Consider the following 17,461-nt stretch of genomic DNA (forward strand, 5'->3'; position numbering starts at 1 on the left):
TCAGTCCACCAGGCGCATCCGCCGGCCGGTCAGCGCGCAGGCCGGCGTGTCCGCTGCCGCGTCCTCGCGCAGGTCGACGCGGGAGCAGCGGCCCGTGGGGCAGACCCAGCCGGCCGACCGCGGTGTGGGACCGGCCGGCCAGTCGCCCACGCCCATCGTGGCGCGCAGGCCGAGCCCGCCCGGCACCCCGCCCGCCTCGGCCGCGTCGTGCAGCGCGCGCACTGCGTGGCGCCACTCGTCGGCGGACGAGTCGCCGTCCCGTACGACGGCGAACGGCGTGTCCCACAGAGCGGGGCCGATCAGTTCGCGCAGCGCGTCGACGTTGCGGCACAGGTACTCGACGGCGTCCTCGTACACCCTCTGCGCCTTCTCCCCATCTCCCACCGCGCCCCCTCGACTCCCCCGGAATCACTGTCCTTTGTCGTTAAATCCCACTAATGTAACGAACGATGACCGAGCTTCAAAAGCGCGTTGTGGCGCGCCTGTCGGCGGCTCGGGACGCCGAAGACGCCGCGCCCCTGCACGCACCCGACGCGGCCGACGACGCGCTCGCGCTGCTGCGCGAGGCCGCTCCCTCGCCCGAGGGCTCCATCGACCTCGACGCACTCGCCGCGGTCTTCTGGACCTTCTGGTTCCGCACCGGCCCCGACGCCCCGGATGCGGAGCGGAGCGTGGCCGTCGCGGCCGTCGTCTTCGGGTTTCTGCAGCCGCGCGTGCCCGAGCACGTCCAGCTGCCCGGGCCCCTGCGGGAGTCCTTCGACCCCGCCGACCCGGCCCACGACGCGCGCTTCGCGTATCTGGTGAGTTCGGCCTACGGCGACGTGCTCGATGCGCCCGAAACGGCCGGCCCCGACCGGCTCTCGGCCCTCGGCCGCGCGCTCGACTGGTCCGACACGGCCCTGCGGCTGCTGCCCCAGGACCACGACGGCATCGTGGAGTTGACGCTGCACGCCCTCCGGGTCCAGCTGGCGCGATTCCAGCTGGCGGCCGAGCCGGAGGCCCTGGCCGCCGCGGCCCGGCACGGGCGAGTGGTGTGCGAGCGGCTGCCCGGTGTCGACCCGGCCGTCCTCGGCCCGGCCGCGGCCGACGCGGGACCCCTTGCCCTCGGCACCGTCCTCGACGCGGCCCGGCTGCTCGGTGAGCCCTCGCTCGCCGAGGTCGAACGGCTGGTCGCGGCGGCCCCGGCGGGGGCGCTCGCCCCGGAGGCCGGCGAGGGGTTGCGCCTCCTGCGCGAGCTGCACGCCGAACCCGCTGCCTGGCCGGGCCAGTTGGAGCTGCGCGTCGGGGCGGCCATCGCAGAGGCGGGTGCACGGGAGCGCGACGCGGCGCGTATCGCCTGTGCCGTACGCCGGTTGCGTTCGGCCCGCGCCCACACCCCGCCCGCGCACCCGGCCCACCTCTTCGCCACCGCCACTCTGAGCGAGGCGCTGGACGCCCTGGCCCGGGAGACCGGTGACGACGAGGCGGCCCGTGAGGCGGCCGAACTGCTCACACAGGCCGCCGACGCCGGCGCCGTGAGCGATGAGGACCGGGAACTCCTGGCAGCTCTCCGGGAGTTACAGGAGACAGCGGAGAGCGACGACCCGAAGCGCGCGCAGCGGACGGGGCCTCTCCTCGGCGGCGTTGTCGACCGGTTCCGGGCGCGCGCCGCACAGCACGGCGCTCCGCCGGACCTCGACCTGGAGGGCCTGGCCGTCACGGCCGCCTTCGCCACCGGTGATCCGGTCTCCGACGAGCGGATCGACCGGTACCGCACCGCCCTGGCCGCGGCCCCCGCCGGGCAGCCGCTGCGTTACGCCCACGTCGCGGTGCTCGCCGCCCTCACCGGACTGCGGGCCCGCGAGGTGGCGGAGACCGAACCCGCCAGGGCGGCCCGGCTCGACGCGGAGGCCCGCTCGCTGACCGGACAGGCGGCGGCCATGGCCCCGGCCGGCCTGCAGCTGGTCGGCCTGCTCCGCAAGGGCGCTTACGACGCCGCGCTGTCCGTCGCCACGATGACGGTCCTCACCGGCGAACCGGACGGCCGGGCGGACCCGGAGGCCGCCAAGGCGGTCTCCCGGCTGTCCCGCCTGGCCGATATCCGTCTCGACGACGCCGACCGCCTCGACGCCGACATCCCGGCCCTCCGGGAACTCCTCGCGGACTTCGCCGAGGACGAGACCGTCGAACGGGCCCAGGTGTCCGCGACCCTCGGCAGCGCGCTGGTCGCCCGCGCCTCGGCCCTCGGCGATACCTCCCTCCTCGAAGAGGCCGTTCCGCTTCTCCGCCACGCCCGCTCCCACCTCACCGAACTCCCGGCCGGCATCGACGGGATCCTGGCCTGGGCGCTCACGGCCGTATCGGCCGGCCGCCTCGACGCGGAGGACGCGCGCGAGGCGGCGGTACTGCTCGCCGACCTCGCGGCCGGCGATGCGCCCGACGATGCCGCCCAGAGGGTCATGGCGGCCCAGTCGGAGTTCTTCAACGCCCTGCAGAACTACGTGCTGGGACACGAGACGCCGCAGCTCGACCGGGCCCGGCGGAGCGCTGTGCGGCTGCAGGAACTCGGCGCCCGCGCCACCGACGAGGAGCGAGCGCGGCTGCCGGGGCTCGACGTACTGGGCGACGACCTGCTCAACCTGCTCGAGAGCGTGGGGCCGGGCGGCGGCCCGAAGCCCGGCCTCACCGACAGCCACATCGACCGGTGCCGCGAGACGTTCGCCGCCTGCCCACCCGGCCACCCGAGGCGGTTCTCCAGCGCGATGACGCTCATGCGGACACTCATCCTCCGCGCCCTCGACATCCGGGCGGAGGACAAGGAGCTCGCCCTGCGCCTCGTGGGCGAGGCGGGCCACCTGGTCGACGCCGTAGCGCCGGAGGCACCCGAGAACTGGGCGGACACGATGCGCCCCCTTGTGAGCATGATCGCCGCCATGGTCCTCGGCCGGCGCCTGCCCCCGGTCGTGTCGGAGCGGGCCGCCGACGGCCGGGGCCGGGAACCGGCCAACGCCGTCGAAGCCGTGCTGACACCGCTGCTGAACCGCCTTGCCGGTGTCGCCGATCCCACCACCCTGCGCGACCCCCGGATCCCGGTCTGGTTCCGGGCGCACGGCGAAATCGGGGCCGCGGCGGGCGCGTTGGGCAGGCCGCAGCCGCGTATCGACCTCGCCCTCTCGCACCTCGAAGCGGCCGTCGAGGCGATGCCCGGCATCACCGACCGGGGCAGCGATCCCCAGTCCGCCGAGCACGCCCTGACGTCGTTCGAGGGGGACATCCGGGCCGTCGTCGAGCTGCTCCTCGTGGCGGTCCTCGTCCGCGACGGCACCAGCCGCGTGCAGGACCACGTGAAGGCCGTGGAAGCACACGTGGCGGCACTGGAGGAAGCCCTCGCGGCGGCCCCGGACGCCCCCCGGCTGCCAGATGCGCCGCCCGGGCTCTCCGCGGCCTCCAGTCGCAGCGTCGAGGGCCCGGACGTCGACCGGGCCACCGCGTTGCTGGAGCGCGGCCGCGGGCTCCTGCTGTCCCGGCGGCTGGAGGCCCGCGCCGACCTCAGCGAGCTGCGCTCCGCGCACCCTGCCCTCGCGGGCGCATTCGAGCGGCTCACCGACCAGCTCTCCGCCGACCCCGGTCCGGACGGGCACCAGCAGCCCGAACGGGTCCGGCTCGCCGGGCTCCGCGCCTCCCGTGCGCTGGACGAGCTGATCGAGGACATCCGCGGCCGGCCGGGGTTCGCCGGCTTCCTCCGCCCGCTCTCCGCCGAGCGGTTGCGCTCCCTGGCCGCCGACGGCCCCGTCGTCCTGCTCAACCACGCGCGGTGTCTGTGCCATGCCCTGGTCGTCACCGACCGGTCGATCACCGCGCTGTGTCTCGAAGCCGAGTCGGACGACGTCACCGACGCCGCCCGGCAGCTGCGCGAGGCGATCTCCGCGATCAACGCGCACGGCCCGTCGCGGCCGTCCCCGGCCGGTCTCGTCGCCGCCGGAGCCACGGTCCGCCGGACCCTGTCGTGGACCTGGCACAGGATCGTGCGTCCCGTCCTCGAACTCGTGGGGGCCGGCGGGCCGGTACCTGCTTCGGGGCCCTGGCCGCGGATCTGGTGGGTGCCCACGGGGGCCTTCAACGCCCTGCCGCTGCACGCGGCCCAGTGCACACTGCCCGACTGCTCCCGCGACGACTGCGGTGCCGCGCTGGACGCCGTGGTGTCGTCGTACGTGCCGGGATTCCAGACCCTCGCGTACGCGCGCTCCCGCGCCGGACACCGCGACACCACCGGCGGGGACGGCGCCCTCCTCGTCGCGTCGCCCGAGGACGACCTGCCCGGTGTCGCGGCGGCGACCCGCTATGCCGCCGGGCTGCTCGGGGCACACGAGCCGCTGGTCGGCGCGGCGGCGACCCGCGAGGCGGTGCTCGCCGCGCTCGGCAGCACCCCCTGGGCCCACTTCGGCTGCCACGCGGCCACCGACCCGGCGGAACCGTCCGGTGCCCTGCTCCACCTCCCCAGCGGCGAACCGCTCTCCGTCCGCGAGGTCTGCCGGGCCCGGCCGCGTTCGGCACGCCTCGCCTTCCTCGCGGCCTGCGGCACCGCGCGCACCTCCGAGCGGCTCAGCGACGAGGCCATCCACATCACCAGCGCCTTCCTGCTGGCCGGCTTCCCCGCCGCGGTCGGCACGCTCTGGGAGATCGACAGCACGCACGCGGACCACGTCACCCGGGCCTTCTACCGGCGCGCGGCGGGCGCCGGTGGCGGTCCCTCCGCGGACGCCCTGCACCACACCGTCCGCGAGTTACGGCACGACCTGCCCCACAGTCCGCACATCTGGGCGGCCTACGTCCACGCGGGAGTCTGACAACGGCTGGACGGAGTGCGGAGGGGGCACCTCCCGCGCCCTTGAGGCGTGGGGAGAACGGGGCGAATGTTGCCTGTCGGGGCACCGGAGCCCGTGTCCTGGGGCACCAGAGGCTGTGGGGGACGTCCCGCCCGTCCGGGATGTGCGCGCGGCACGGGGCGGTTCCGGCCGGCTGCGTGAATTGCTCGTTGCCGCGCGCCTGTACGACCGCGAGAATTGGGGATGCTTCCCCGTGCCAGCCGTCCGTGGTCAGGCGGGGCCGTGTCCCGGTGCACCGGCGCATCCGGATACGTCCCACGCGCTGCCGCGTAGACGAAGGGAGGACCGTGACCTTCGGCTTCGCCCCGCCCCCGCACACGTCCCCGCCCACGTCCGCCGAACCCGCCGCCCGTCTGGGCCGGATGCTGGAGCCCGCCGAATGGGCCTCGGCCGGAATCCCGTTGCTGCGCAACCCGCGTGAGGTCGTCACCGGCCTGCACGATCGTCATCGTCCGGGGCTGTCGACGGCCATCGTGGCGGTACTCGACCCGCAGGAGCGGGTGACCGCCAGCGCGTCGTTCACCGAACCCGCCGTCGCGCCCGACGGCTGGGAGCTCCGCAACGCCCTGCTGGCGCATCTGCGCCGGATCATCCCGCACGACCTGCGGCTTCGTACCCCGGTCCGGACGGCCGTACTGCTCTACTGCCGTGCGGGCGAACCCCGTTGGACGGAGACGGACGGGGCGTGGATGTGGGGGCTGCGCGATGCGTGCACCCTCCACGGGCTCCGCTGCGGCGCGTACATCACGCTGACCGCCGACCGCTGGCAGGTGCTCGGGGAGGGCCGCGGCGGCCGTCGCCCCCGCGCTTCCCCTGCGGACCGGCCGGGCCGAGAACCCCGCCGTACGGGGCCGGGCCCCGCGACGGCGGCCCGGCCGGCTCCGCCCCGTCAGGCCGCTGCCGTCACTCGGGGCGGAACAGCGCCCCGCAGCACCGGTGGCGGGGCTCCGGAAGCCCATCGGCACACGGCAGCGCGCTGACCGGGCCCGGGATGTCATGAGGCACCCCGGACCGGAGCGGTCAGGCGCTCGCGCCGAGAACGCTGTTGATCCGCTGCGGTTCGCCGCAGACGATCAGCAGCACTCCGGCACGGGCCATCGCCGAGGGCAGCGCCCGCGCGGTGGTCTCGTCCGTGCCGCCGTTGACGGCGACGATCACGACCGGGCGGCCGGTGGCGCGCTCGGCGGTGGCGTCCGCGTAGAACACGTCGTCCGCCGCGTCGTGTTGGGCCCAGTAGGACGCCTCGCCGAAGGACAGCTCGTGCGCGGCCCACGGGTGGGCTTCCCCGGTGGTCAGCACGAGGATGTCGCCCGGCGCACGGCCGGAGTCCAGCAGCAGGTCGACGGCCTCGTCGGCGGCGTCGACAGCGCCGGCGACGGGCGCCGGGATCAGCTGGAGCTGCGCTCCCGCGGTGCCGCTCCGGCCGGCCGACGGCTGCGACGAACCGGCGCGCAGCCCCGGCGGCGCGGCGGCGGGGCCACGCGAGGGGGCAGGGGGTCCGGGCTTGCCCGGACGGGCACTGGACGCGGGGGCACCACGCGGCGGCGCGGGGCGGGGACCGGGACCAGGGACAGGACGGGGGGTCGGCGCGGTGCGGCCGGCGGCCGGGGTTGCGCGGGGACCCGGGACACTCTCGTGAATCTGAGGCTCCTCGGGGATGAGAGGCATAAAGGGATGTCTATCAAACGTAGGTGCGGGTCGCGTCATCGGGTACCGAATTAACGGCCGCACCGCTCAGAAGTCGAAGCCGAGTTGGCCACCGGCCTCCAGAGCGGCTGCTTCGGGAGCGACGCGCACTTTCTTCAGATGCCGCCACCGGGGCAGGGCGTCGAGGTAGGACCACGACAGTCGGTGGTGCGGCGTGGGACCGTACTCCTCCAGGGCGTTGCGATGAGTCGGCGAGGGGTAGCCGGCGTTGGACGCGAAGTCGAAACCGGCGTACTCCAGGCCCAGTTCGGCCATCAGCGCGTCGCGCCGCACCTTGGCGATCACGGACGCGGCGGCGACCGCGATACAGGACTGGTCACCCTTGATGACCGTGCGGACCCGCCACGGCGCACCCAGGTAGTCGTGCTTGCCGTCGAGGATGACGGCGTCCGGCCGGACCGGCAGCGCCTCCAGGGCGCGTACGGCCGCGAGCCGCAGCGCCGCGGTCATCCCCAGGTCGTCGATCTCCTCAGGAGAGGAGTGGCCCAGGGCATACGACGTGACCCAGGTACCGAGCACCTCGCAGAGTTCACTGCGGCGCTTGGGGGTCAGCAGCTTGGAATCCGTGAGTCCGTCGGGCGGTCGGCGCAGACCCGTGACGGCCGCGCAGACGCTGACCGGACCGGCCCAGGCACCGCGTCCGACCTCGTCGATCCCTGCGACGATCTTGGCGCCCGTCGTGGCGCGCAATGATCGCTCGACGGTATGGGTAGGAGGCTCGTACGGCATGGCGCCAGCCAGGTTACGCCTATCCGGCCCAGCCGTCCGCACCGGATCCGTACCTCGCCGCCATCGGCCCGGACAGCGGCGCGGACGGGGTCCGCCGATGACCCTACCGGCCGGTACGCGGCAGTCGGCGCCGGCCGGGTCGGCCCCCGCTCCGCGCCGGGCCCCTCCCCCACCCCGTACAACGGCGCACAAGCACCAAGTCGCCGTACGGGGCCACCTGTTGGCGGCACGGGCAGCCGACGCAGCAGTGGCGGTGGAACGGCTCACGGCGGCGCGAAGCGCGCGGACGAGGGCAGCGGCACGCTCCCCCGGCGGTACGGACCGGTCAGCCGGCGAGGCCGGGAGCCCAGGACGGGAGGGGCTCGGTGCCGTCCAGCCACGCCCCGGGCGGGGCGCCGCCGGGCCCGGCGGCGACGATGCCGCCGACGATGGCACAGGTGGTGTCGACATCGCCGCCGGCCTGGACGGTGGCCCAGAACGCCCCCTCGTAGTCACCGAGGTGCCGGGCCGCGGCCCAGAGGGTGAACGGCACGGTGTCATGGGCGCTGGTACGCCGCCCACAGCCCAGGACCGCCGCGACGGTGCCGGAGTCGGCGTAGTCGAGCATGTCGCGGGCGCGGCGCAGCCCGGCTTGTACGGCACTGCGCGGGATCAGCTCCAGTACGCCGTCGAGCAGCTCCTCGGGGCCGGTCCGGCGGGTCGGGTCGGCCACCAGCGCGGCCGCGGCGGCCACCGCCATGGTGCCGACGACGGCCTCGCGGTGCTGGTGGGTGGTGTACGCGGAGATCTCCGCCTGGTGTGTGGCCTGCACGGGGTCCCCGGCGTACCAGGCACCGAGGGGGCCGATACGCGTGGCGGCGCCGTTCCCCCAGGAGCCCCGGCCGTTGAAGAGCGCGGAGGCCAGCTCACGCCAGTCGCCGCCCTCGCGGATCAGCCGGAGCTGGCGGTCGACGACGGGACCGTAGCCGCGGTCGGCACCGTGGTGTTCGGCGAAGGAGCTGGCGAGCGCGTCCTGGTCGATCCGGCCGTGGGCGGTGAGCACGGCCAGGACGGAGCAGGCCATCTCGGTGTCGTCGGTCCACCGCCAGGGGGCGGGCGGCGGCTCGCGGCGCTTGAGGGCGGGGTGGTGGGCGGGGACGAAGAACTGGGATCCGAGGGCGTCGCCCACGGACAGTCCGCGCAGGCTCGCCAGAGCCCGCGCACAGCGGTCTGCGTCACGGTGGTCGGGGGTCATCGGTGTGCACTTTAACCGCTGGCGCCCCGGGACTCGGGTTCGCACCGGCGGCCAAAGGGCCGGTCGAGCGCACCGCGGCCGTCCGGGCCGGGCCGGTGAGTCCGCCACTCCGCGTCTCGCCGGGCCCGCACCGCCCGCTGCCCGCTGCCCGCTGCCCGCTGCCCGCGTGAGTCTCCTTCCTGTGCATGCCGCGCGCCGTCGCGGCGGTGGAACGGTCAGTGGGCCACGAGGGCCGGACGGCCGTCATGTGTCACGCAAGGACGGCCATCGCGCAGCCCGTCGAGACGGCCTTCGCGTATCTCGTAGGGCCGGCCGCTGAAACGACGACGCAGCAGGCGGTCGTGGGAGACCACCACCAGCGCACCCGGCCATGACTCCAGGGCCGCCTCGAGCTCTTCGACGAGACCGAGCGCCAGATGGTTGGTCGGCTCGTCGAGCAGCAGCAGATCCGCCGGCCGGGCCAGCAGCCGGGCCAGCGCGAGCCGGCGCCGCTGGCCCGCCGAGAGCGCTCCGACGGGCACCCGGAGGTCGCGTTCGCGGAACAGCCCGAACGAGAGCAGCAGGTCGGTCAGCTGGTCGGCGTCACCGGTCAGGCCCCTGCGGAAGGCGTCCAGCAGCGGCTCTGCCGGCCGGGAGACCGGTATCTCCTGTGCGAGGAAGCCGATCCGCCCCTGACGCAGCACCGTGCCGTGGTCGGGAACGGTGACTCCGGCCAGGACTCGCAGCAGGGTGGTCTTGCCTGCACCGTTGGCGCCGTGGATCAGCACGCGTTCACCGGCGGTGACGCGGAAGGAGTCCACCGCGAGCCGGTCGCCGACCCGCACGCCGTCGAGCTCGACGAGGGTCCCTGTCGCGTCGCCGGCACCCGGCGCGGCCCGGAAGCGGAGCGGCTCGGGCGGCCGGGGAACCGGCCTCTCCCGCAGCCTGCGCAGCCGCTCCTGCGCATTGCGCACCCGGCTGGACACGGACGCCTGGACGCGGCCCTTGTCCCGGTCGTACGCCATCTTGTTGCCGTCCTTCATGGCCCGGCCCTGAGCGACGGCACGGGCCGTACCCGCGGCGAAGTCGGCGAGCCGACCGATCTGTTCGCACCACTGGGCGTACTCCTGCTCCCAGCGCCGGCGAGCGGCGGCCTTGGCCTCGACGAAGGCGCCATAGCCCCCGCCGTAGCGGACGACGCCCCGCCGGTCGGCGTCGACCTCGACGATCGTGGTCGCGATCCGCTGCAGGAAGAGCCGGTCGTGCGAGACGGCGAGAACCGTGCCGCGGTGGGCGAGCAGGGCATCTTCCAGCCAGTCGAGGGCGGCCGCGTCAAGGTGGTTGGTCGGCTCGTCGAGCAGCATCACCTCCGGTGCTGCGGCGATCAGGCAGGCGAGTCCCAGCCGGGCCTGCTGGCCCCCGGAGAGGCTGCCGAGCCGCCGGCCGTGGTCCAGCCGCGCCAGCCCCAGGGCGTGCAGTGCCCTGTCGACGCGGGCGTCGGCTTCGTAGCCGCCACGCAGCTCGAAGAGGGTGAGCAGATCGCCGTACTCCGCCAGCAGCTCGTCCGTGGCGTCCCCGAGCTCCTTCTCCAGCGCCCGCAGCCGGCACTCCATGGCTCTGAGATCCGCCAGCGCGGCGTCGATCGCGTCCTGGACGGTCCGGTCCGCCGGGAGGTCGGGGGTCTGGCCGAGATAGCCGGTGCCACCGTCGGCGCGCAGTATCACGTGGCCTTCATCGGGCCGCTCGACGCCCGCGATGATGCGCAGCAGTGTCGACTTGCCCGCGCCGTTCTCCCCGACGATCCCGACGGTGTCCCCCGGACGTACCGACAGCGAGACACCGTCGAGGAGCAGTCGGTCGGCGTGGGACTTGGTGATGTCGTGCAGTGAGATCTGAGTGGGCATCGCCCCTCCCCCCTCGTCAAACGCAACCCATGTTGCATTACGATGAGGATGACACATCACCCTCACTAACGCAACAGGAGTTGCAATTGAATGACGAAGAGGTCCGCCCGACGACGGGCGGGCGCGCACACGGAGCCGACGCCGCCACTCCCGAGCCCGGCACCCGGCGCCCCGGCGGCCGCACCGCCCGCACCCGTGCCGCCGTTCGTGACGCCGTGCTGGCCGGGCTGACCGAGCACGGTTACCCCGGCCTCACCGTCGAGTACGTCGCCGAGCATTCGGGCGTGCACAAGACCACGCTCTACCGCCGCTGGAAAGACGTCGAAGGGCTGGTGGCGGACGCTCTGGAACTCGCCGGCGAGGACAGCTGGCTCCCACCCGACACCGGCTCCCTGGAGGGCGATCTGCGCGCCCTCGCCCAGGAGGTCGTCACCTCCTTCACCGACCCGGCCGTGTCCGCGTCCGGCTCCGCGATGATCGCCGCCGCCTTCCAGTCGGAGCGGGCGGCCGGGGCGCTGCGCGCGTACTACGCCGAGCGCTTCAAGCGCTGCGAGGCCCTCGTCGAGCGCGCGGTCCGGCGCGGGGAGCTGCCGACGCCACCGGATGCCGGCGAGGGCGCCGAAGCCACCACCCAGGCCGGCACCCTCGATGCCGGTGCACTCGTCCGCTCGGTCTCCGCGCCGCTCTTCTTCCGCCTCTTCATCACCCGGGAGCCGATCGACAACACCGTCGCCGAGCAGGCCGTGAAGACGACACTGGCCGCCGCCCGCGCGGGGGCGTTCACGACCCACGGCGCGGCGAAGGCCGTTCCGGACGCCGCCCGGGACACGGATTCCTGACCGAGGCGGCCACGCGACCGAAACGGCCGCGACCGGAGAGCCCTCGGAGGATCAGCGCCGACGGCACAGGCGTTTCCGGGCGCCGCCCCACCCCGCCCGGGGCCCGCCTCCGCCGGTCACACCGTCCACGACGGTTCGAGCTGCACGACGTCCCCGGTGATCGCCCGGACGTCCGCGGCTATCTGGGCCCGGAGCGCCAGCCGCTCGACCCGTTCGGGCCGGTACTTCCCGCGCTCGGCCGCCGACTGCCACATCGACAGCACCAGGAACTCCTCCCCCGGAGCCCGCCCCAGCATGCCCCGCAGCATGCCCGGCGAGCCGGCCATCGCCGGGTTCCAGACCTTCTCCTGCATCAGCATGAAGTGGTCCACCCGGTCCCCGCGCACCTGGCAATGCGCCAGCCGCAGCACGTCCACATCGCCGAACACCGGGCGGAAGCCCACCTTCACGTCAAACTCGTGCTCGAACAGCCGCACTCGGGCGTCCTTGAACGTGCCCACCTGGGCGGCCGCCAGCCGATCGTGCGAACGCGCCATGAAGGAGTCATAGAACGCCCGGCTCTCCCAGAAGGCGACAAAGTGCGCGACACCCGGCCGCACCCGGCTCCACCCTCCACCCTGCCCCCGGAACCCCGGCTCCCCCAGCAGCCCCGCCCATTTCCGCTGCCCCCGCTCGAACCCTCGACGGTCCACAACGGTGAGGCGAATCCACTTGACCAGCACCGCGCCATCGTACGGCCCGAGGGCGAACCTGGTCACTGCGCGTCACAGGCCCACCACACCGAACTTCCTTACGGGCGTGGGCCGATGGGCACACGGACGCCCCCTTCCGCCACCCCGGAAGCCTCTCGGCACGGAACCTCCCGGCAGGAGCACCCGCTCGCCCGTGCGCCGCACAGGGACCTCTCCACCACCCCGCCACAACACCGCCACCCCGGGCACGCCGACGCCTGCGCGCCCCCGCCGCAAGGGCGGTTTCCAGCCACTCCCATCCCTTGAACCCCCTTCAACCCACCCCTCAGCAGCGGGAGTTCGCCCCGCATGAGGGGACGCACACATGACACGATGGCCCCCCATGGAAGTCCTGGGGAGTCGGCGTGACCACGCGGGTCGCCGCATGGGTCCGCGCGGCGCCCCGGGGGAAGGAGGGGCAAGCCGGTGAACACGTTCAACAAGGGCATCGCGAAGGCCGAGGTAGCGCTCAAGTGGGACCCCAGCCCCACCGGCACACCGGACCACGACCTCGACATCATCGCGGCGACCTATACGTCCGACGCGCCGCACGGCGACCCGGCCTACTTGGTGCACTTCGACAGCCGGTCCCCCGACGGGACCATCAACCTCAACCGGGACAGCCGGACCGGCCAGGGGTTCGGGTTCGACGAGATCATGGTGCTGGAACTGGACCGGCTGGCCGAAGTCTACTCCCGGGTCATCGTCGGCGTGGCCATCCAGCAGGGCGCGGGCCGCCTGGTCTTCGGCGACATAGCGAACGCCGCCGTACGGATCCGCGAGGGGTACACCGAGCTGGCCCAGCACGACTTCGCCGTGGTCGCCGGCTGCACCGCCGCCACGGTCGCCGAATTCGCCCGGGACGGGGCGGGCAAGTGGCAGTTCCGCGCCGACGTCCGGGGATTCACCACCGACCCGGTCGCGTTCGCCCGGTCCATGGGCCGGCAGCCGGCATGAGCCGATAAGTCAACGCGACTTCGGCGCAGGGGGGAGGGGCCGACGAACCGCCGGCCCCTCCCCCCTGCCCGACCGCGCCCCCCTCTCCCACGCTGTTTCGCCCTGCGCGTCACGCCCTGGTTCGTCCGCGCCTCGCCCGGTAACGTCTTATATGCATAAGGCATTACCGCCCAGCTCACCCTGGAGACGACGCGCATGCCACAGCGCCCGCCCCCCTCGGGACCGCGATCGGGATTACCGCTCTGTCTGGCCGCCGCCTTCTGCGCCCGTCTGGCCGACGAAGGCATGGCCGTGGCGGTGGCGCTGCTGCATTGCAGCGCTCCGGGAGCGCGGCACAGGGCGCGTTCGTCCTGGCCGCCTGGATGGCGCCGCATGTGATCGCGGCACCCCTGGTGGGCGCTCTCGCCACGCGTATGCGCCGTCCCCGGCTGTGCTACCTCGGAGCGCTGGGCGGTTTCGCCCTCGCCATCGTGGCGCTGTCCACACTCGTCGGACGGGCCCCCGCCCCGGTGACCCTCGCCGTCGCCCTGTCCGGCGGCGCCTGCGGTCCGGCAGTGTCCGGCGGCCTCTCCAGTCTGCTCGCCGTCCTGGTGCCGCCGGACGCGCGGCGGGACCGTGCCTACGCGCTCGACGCGGCGGTCTACAACGCGGCGTCGGTGGCGGGACCCTCGGTGGTCGGCGTGGTGGCGACGCTGGCCTCTCCCGGCATGGCGATGGCGCTCCTCGGCGGCTCGGCCGCGCTCGGGGCGGCGTTGCTCGGCGGGATCCCGTGCGGGGCTGAACGACAGCCCTACGGGACGGCAGCGGATCCGGTGCCGTCCGGCGGGGCACTGCGCGGCGGCCTGGTGGCCGGGCTGACGGCACTCTGGCGCGTCCGGGAACTGCGCGCCCTCACCGCGGGCAGCTGCCTGGCGTTCGCCGGCATCGGCGGCCTGACCGCCACCGCGGTGCTGCTCGCGGACCACCGGGGGCACCCGGGAGCGGGCGGCGCCCTGATGACAGCCTTCGCCGCCGGGGCGCTCATCAGTTCGCTGGCGGTGGCCCGTTGGCAGCCGCCCTGCCCGGATCAGCGGCTGATCGTGACGGCCCTGTGCGGCACCGGCCTCGCGCTGGGCGCCGCCGCGCTCGTACCGTCACCGGCGGCCGGCGCGGCTCTGTTCGTCCTGGCGGGCGTGTGCGACGACCCGCTGCTGACCGCCACTCTGCGGATCCGGGCCGCGTACGCTCCGCCGGGTACCCGGGCGCAGGTGTTCACCCTCGGCGCCGGGCTGAAGATCACCGCGGCGGCCTGCGGAGGCGCTCTCATCGGCGCGGCCGCCGCCGTGCCGCCGCCCCTGTTACTGCTCGGGATCGCCACCGTCCAGCCGGGCGCCGCGCTGCTCTACGTATGCAGCCGCCCGCGAGGCGGCGCCCACGACGGCGAACCGGACAAGGCGGCGGCCCCGGACAAGGCGGCGGCCCCGCGTGCCCGTGGGCCGGGCTCGGACCCGGGCACAGCGGGGCCGCGGCGGGACGTCTCCCCGCCGCGGCCCCGTCCGGCTGTCAGCTGCAGCCGCTGGTGGATCCGCAGCCCTCGCACAGGTAGCAGCTGCCGGCCCGCTGCATCTTCGTCCCGCAGGAGAAGCACAGCGGCGCGTCGGCGTTGATGCCCAGCTGCATCTCGACCAGCTCGGCGTTGGTGTGCGCCTGCTTGGCCGCCGGTGCGGCGGTCTCGGCGGCGGTCTTCTTCGCCGGAGCGGAGTCCTTGACCGTGTCCGTCTGGCGCGGCGCCGACTGGGCCAGGCCCTCGACGTCGACGTCCTCCTCGACCGGCTCGTACGAACCGGTCTCCAGGTGACGCTGGCGCTCCTCGACGGAGTGGATGCCGAGCGCCGAGCGGGTCTCGAAGGGCAGGAAGTCCAGCGCCAGGCGGCGGAAGATGTAGTCGACGATCGACTGGGCCATCCGCACGTCCGGGTCGTCGGTCATACCGGCCGGCTCGAAGCGCATGTTGGTGAACTTCGAGACGTAGGTCTCCAGCGGGACGCCGTACTGCAGGCCCACCGACACCGCGATGGAGAAGGCGTCCATCATGCCCGCGAGGGTCGAGCCCTGCTTGGACATCTTCAGGAAGACCTCACCGAGACCGTCGTCCGGGTAGGAGTTGGCGGTCATATAGCCCTCGGCGCCGCCGACCGTGAAGGAGGTGGTGATCCCGGGGCGGCCCTTGGGGAGGCGCTTGCGGACCGGGCGGTACTCGACGACCTTCTTCTCGGCGGCCGGCTCGGCCTCGGCCTTCTTCTCCTCCTCCTTCTTCTTGGCGGAGAGCGGCTGGCCGACCTTGCAGTTGTCGCGGTAGATCGCCAGCGCCTTCAGGCCGAGCTTCCAGCCCTGGAAGTAGACGTCCTCGATGTCCTCGACGGTGGCCGACTCCGGGACATTGACCGTCTTGGAGATCGCACCGGAGAGGAACGGCTGCGCCGCGGCCATCATGCGGACGTGGCCCATCGGGGAGATGGAGCGGTCGCCCATGGCGCAGTCGAAGACCTCGTAGTGCTCCGGCTTGAGGCCGGGGGCGTCGATGACATTGCCGTGGTCGGCGATGTGGGCGACGATCGCCTCGACCTGCTCCGCCTGGTAGCCGAGACGCTTGAGCGCCTTCGGGACCGTCTGGTTGACGATCTGCATGGAGCCGCCGCCGACCAGCTTCTTGAACTTGACCAGGGCGAGGTCGGGCTCGACGCCCGTGGTGTCGCAGTCCATCATCAGGCCGATGGTGCCCGTCGGGGCGAGCACCGAGGCCTGGGCGTTGCGGAACCCGTTCTTCTCGCCGAGGCGGAGGACGTCCTGCCAGGCCTCGGTCGCCGCGGCCCAGACCGGGGTGTCCAGGTCGTCCATGCGCTTGGCGGCGCCGTTGGCGTCGGCGTGCTGCTTCATGACGCGCTTGTGGGCGTCGGCGTTACGGGCGTAGCCGTCGTACGCGCCGACCACCGCGGCGAGCTCGGCGGAGCGCCGGTAGGAGGTGCCGGTCATCAGGGAGGTGATGGCACCGGCCAGCGCGCGGCCGCCGTCGGAGTCGTAGGCGTGGCCGGTGGCCATCAGCAGCGCGCCGAGGTTGGCGTAGCCGATGCCCAGCTGGCGGTAGGCGCGGGTGGTCTCGCCGATCTTCTGGGTGGGGAAGTCGGCGAAGCAGATGGAGATGTCCATCGCGGTGATGACCAGCTCGACGACCTTGGCGAAGCGCTCGGCGTCGAAGGCCTGGTTGCCCTGGTCGTCGTCGCGCAGGAACTTCAGGAGGTTGAGCGAGGCGAGGTTGCACGAGGAGTTGTCCAGGTGCATGTACTCGCTGCAGGGGTTGGACGCGGTGATGCGGCCGGTCTCCGGCGAGGTGTGCCAGTGGTTGATGGTGTCGTCGTACTGGATGCCGGGGTCGGCGCACGCCCAGGCCGCCTCGGCCATCTTGCGGAAGAGGCCCTTGGCGTCGACCTCTTCGATGACCTCACCGGTCAGGCGGCCGCGCAGGCCGAAGTTCGAGCCGGTCTCGACGGCCTTCATGAACTCGTCGTTCACGCGGACCGAGTTGTTGGCGTTCTGGTACTGGACGGACGTGATGTCGTCGCCGCCCAGGTCCATGTCGAAGCCCGCGTCGCGCAGCGCGCGGATCTTCTCCTCCTCCTTCACCTTGGTCTCGATGAAGGCCTCGACGTCCGGGTGGTCGACGTCCAGGACGACCATCTTGGCCGCACGGCGGGTGGCACCGCCCGACTTGATGGTGCCCGCGGAGGCGTCGGCACCGCGCATGAAGGAGACCGGGCCGGAGGCGTTGCCACCGGAGGAGAGCAGCTCCTTGGAGGAGCGGATACGGGAGAGGTTCAGGCCGGCACCGGAGCCGCCCTTGAAGATCATCCCCTCTTCCTTGTACCAGTCCAGGATCGACTCCATGGAGTCGTCCACGGAGAGGATGAAGCAGGCGCTGACCTGCTGCGGCTGCTGGGTGCCGACGTTGAACCAGACAGGCGAGTTGAAGCTGAAGATCTGGTGCAGCAGGGCGTACGCCAGCTCGTGCTCGAAGATCTCGGCGTCCGCCGGGGAGGCGAAGTAGCCGTTCTTCTCGCCGCTCAGGCGGTACGTCTTGACCACACGGTCGATCAGCTGCTTCAGGCTCGACTCGCGGGACTCCGAGCCCACCGCACCACGGAAGTACTTGCTCGTGACGATGTTGACCGCGTTCACCGACCAGAAGTCGGGGAACTCCACGCCGCGCTGCTCGAAGTTGACCGAGCCGTCGCGCCAGTTGGTCATGACGACGTCACGGCGCGCCCACTCCACCTCGTCGTACGGATGCACGCCGGGGGTGGTGTGGATGCGCTCGATGCGCAGCCCCTTGCTCGCCTTGCTGCCCTTGGCGCGGGAGCCTCGTGCCGGGCCGCTCGTCGTCTCTGTCATTCCGCCTCCCTGTATACGGGCAAACGCCCATATGTGCGCACACATTCCGTGGCACGGTGTTTGTCTTTCTGATACCGGGGCGCCCTGCTCT

At 73.2% G+C, this 17,461-nt stretch carries 12 protein-coding genes; 5 read left to right on the forward strand and 7 right to left on the reverse strand.

What is annotated here, in order from left to right; translation table 11 throughout:
• Positions 1–384, reverse strand: coding sequence for a hypothetical protein (locus AZE13_RS23920; RefSeq protein ID WP_147264707.1), 384 nt, complete (start codon positions 382–384; stop codon positions 1–3).
• A gap of 65 nt (positions 385–449) precedes the next feature.
• On the opposite strand from AZE13_RS23920, the gene AZE13_RS23925 reads away from it, so the two are divergent.
• The gene (locus tag AZE13_RS23925; RefSeq protein ID WP_147264708.1) at positions 450–4,826 is read left to right on the forward strand and encodes a CHAT domain-containing protein; all 4,377 of its coding nucleotides are present in this window, start codon (positions 450–452) and stop codon (positions 4,824–4,826) included.
• A 326-nt stretch (positions 4,827–5,152) separates the two neighbouring features.
• Complete coding sequence (locus AZE13_RS23930) at positions 5,153–5,845, forward strand: hypothetical protein (protein ID WP_066935736.1); 693 nt, start codon at positions 5,153–5,155, stop codon at positions 5,843–5,845.
• A gap of 40 nt (positions 5,846–5,885) precedes the next feature.
• Here the strand turns inward: AZE13_RS23930 and AZE13_RS23935 are convergent, their stop codons facing one another.
• From AZE13_RS23935 to abc-f, 4 genes are all read right to left on the reverse strand, one after another.
• Complete coding sequence (locus AZE13_RS23935) at positions 5,886–6,533, reverse strand: hypothetical protein (RefSeq protein WP_066935738.1); 648 nt, start codon at positions 6,531–6,533, stop codon at positions 5,886–5,888.
• A gap of 66 nt (positions 6,534–6,599) precedes the next feature.
• The gene (locus AZE13_RS23940; protein WP_066935744.1) at positions 6,600–7,301 is read right to left on the reverse strand and encodes a ribonuclease HII; all 702 of its coding nucleotides are present in this window, start codon (positions 7,299–7,301) and stop codon (positions 6,600–6,602) included.
• Between the two features lie 325 nt (positions 7,302–7,626).
• Positions 7,627–8,535, reverse strand: coding sequence for an ADP-ribosylglycohydrolase family protein (locus AZE13_RS23945; RefSeq protein ID WP_066935748.1), 909 nt, complete (start codon positions 8,533–8,535; stop codon positions 7,627–7,629).
• A 215-nt stretch (positions 8,536–8,750) separates the two neighbouring features.
• Entirely contained in the window at positions 8,751–10,418 is a 1,668-nt protein-coding gene (abc-f, locus tag AZE13_RS23950; RefSeq protein WP_066935751.1) for a ribosomal protection-like ABC-F family protein, read from the reverse strand.
• Between the two features lie 86 nt (positions 10,419–10,504).
• Between abc-f and AZE13_RS23955 the strand changes: the two genes are divergently transcribed.
• Positions 10,505–11,257 (forward strand): TetR/AcrR family transcriptional regulator, encoded by a 753-nt coding sequence (locus tag AZE13_RS23955; RefSeq protein ID WP_066935755.1) that lies wholly within the window; start codon positions 10,505–10,507, stop codon positions 11,255–11,257.
• A gap of 116 nt (positions 11,258–11,373) precedes the next feature.
• On the opposite strand, the gene AZE13_RS23960 is transcribed toward AZE13_RS23955, so the two are convergent.
• Positions 11,374–11,979, reverse strand: coding sequence for a YdbC family protein (locus tag AZE13_RS23960; protein ID WP_066935930.1), 606 nt, complete (start codon positions 11,977–11,979; stop codon positions 11,374–11,376).
• Between the two features lie 435 nt (positions 11,980–12,414).
• Between AZE13_RS23960 and AZE13_RS23965 the strand changes: the two genes are divergently transcribed.
• A complete protein-coding gene (locus tag AZE13_RS23965) occupies positions 12,415–12,945 on the forward strand; it encodes a TerD family protein (RefSeq protein ID WP_066935758.1) in 531 nt (176 codons plus the stop codon).
• Between the two features lie 311 nt (positions 12,946–13,256).
• Positions 13,257–14,591 (forward strand): MFS transporter, encoded by a 1,335-nt coding sequence (locus AZE13_RS23970; protein WP_066935762.1) that lies wholly within the window; start codon positions 13,257–13,259, stop codon positions 14,589–14,591.
• Here AZE13_RS23970 and AZE13_RS23975 read toward each other — a convergent pair.
• Positions 14,488–17,370 (reverse strand): vitamin B12-dependent ribonucleotide reductase, encoded by a 2,883-nt coding sequence (locus AZE13_RS23975; protein ID WP_066935765.1) that lies wholly within the window; start codon positions 17,368–17,370, stop codon positions 14,488–14,490. The genes AZE13_RS23970 and AZE13_RS23975 overlap by 104 nt on opposite strands.
• Positions 17,371–17,461: the final 91 nt, after the last annotated feature.

This window comes from Streptomyces sp. NBRC 110611 (assembly GCF_001590865.1).
Classification (GTDB): Bacteria; Actinomycetota; Actinomycetes; order Streptomycetales; family Streptomycetaceae; genus Streptomyces.

Coding starts and splice junctions, on each gene's coding strand:
- AZE13_RS23925 (WP_147264708.1), top strand. CDS start 450: ATGACCGAGCTTCAAAAGCGCGTTGTGGCGCGCCTGTCGGCGGCTCGG.
- AZE13_RS23935 (WP_066935738.1), bottom strand. CDS start 6,533: ATGCCTCTCATCCCCGAGGAGCCTCAGATTCACGAGAGTGTCCCGGGT.
- AZE13_RS23940 (WP_066935744.1), bottom strand. CDS start 7,301: ATGCCGTACGAGCCTCCTACCCATACCGTCGAGCGATCATTGCGCGCC.
- AZE13_RS23945 (WP_066935748.1), bottom strand. CDS start 8,535: ATGACCCCCGACCACCGTGACGCAGACCGCTGTGCGCGGGCTCTGGCG.
- abc-f (WP_066935751.1), bottom strand. CDS start 10,418: ATGCCCACTCAGATCTCACTGCACGACATCACCAAGTCCCACGCCGAC.
- AZE13_RS23975 (WP_066935765.1), bottom strand. CDS start 17,370: ATGACAGAGACGACGAGCGGCCCGGCACGAGGCTCCCGCGCCAAGGGC.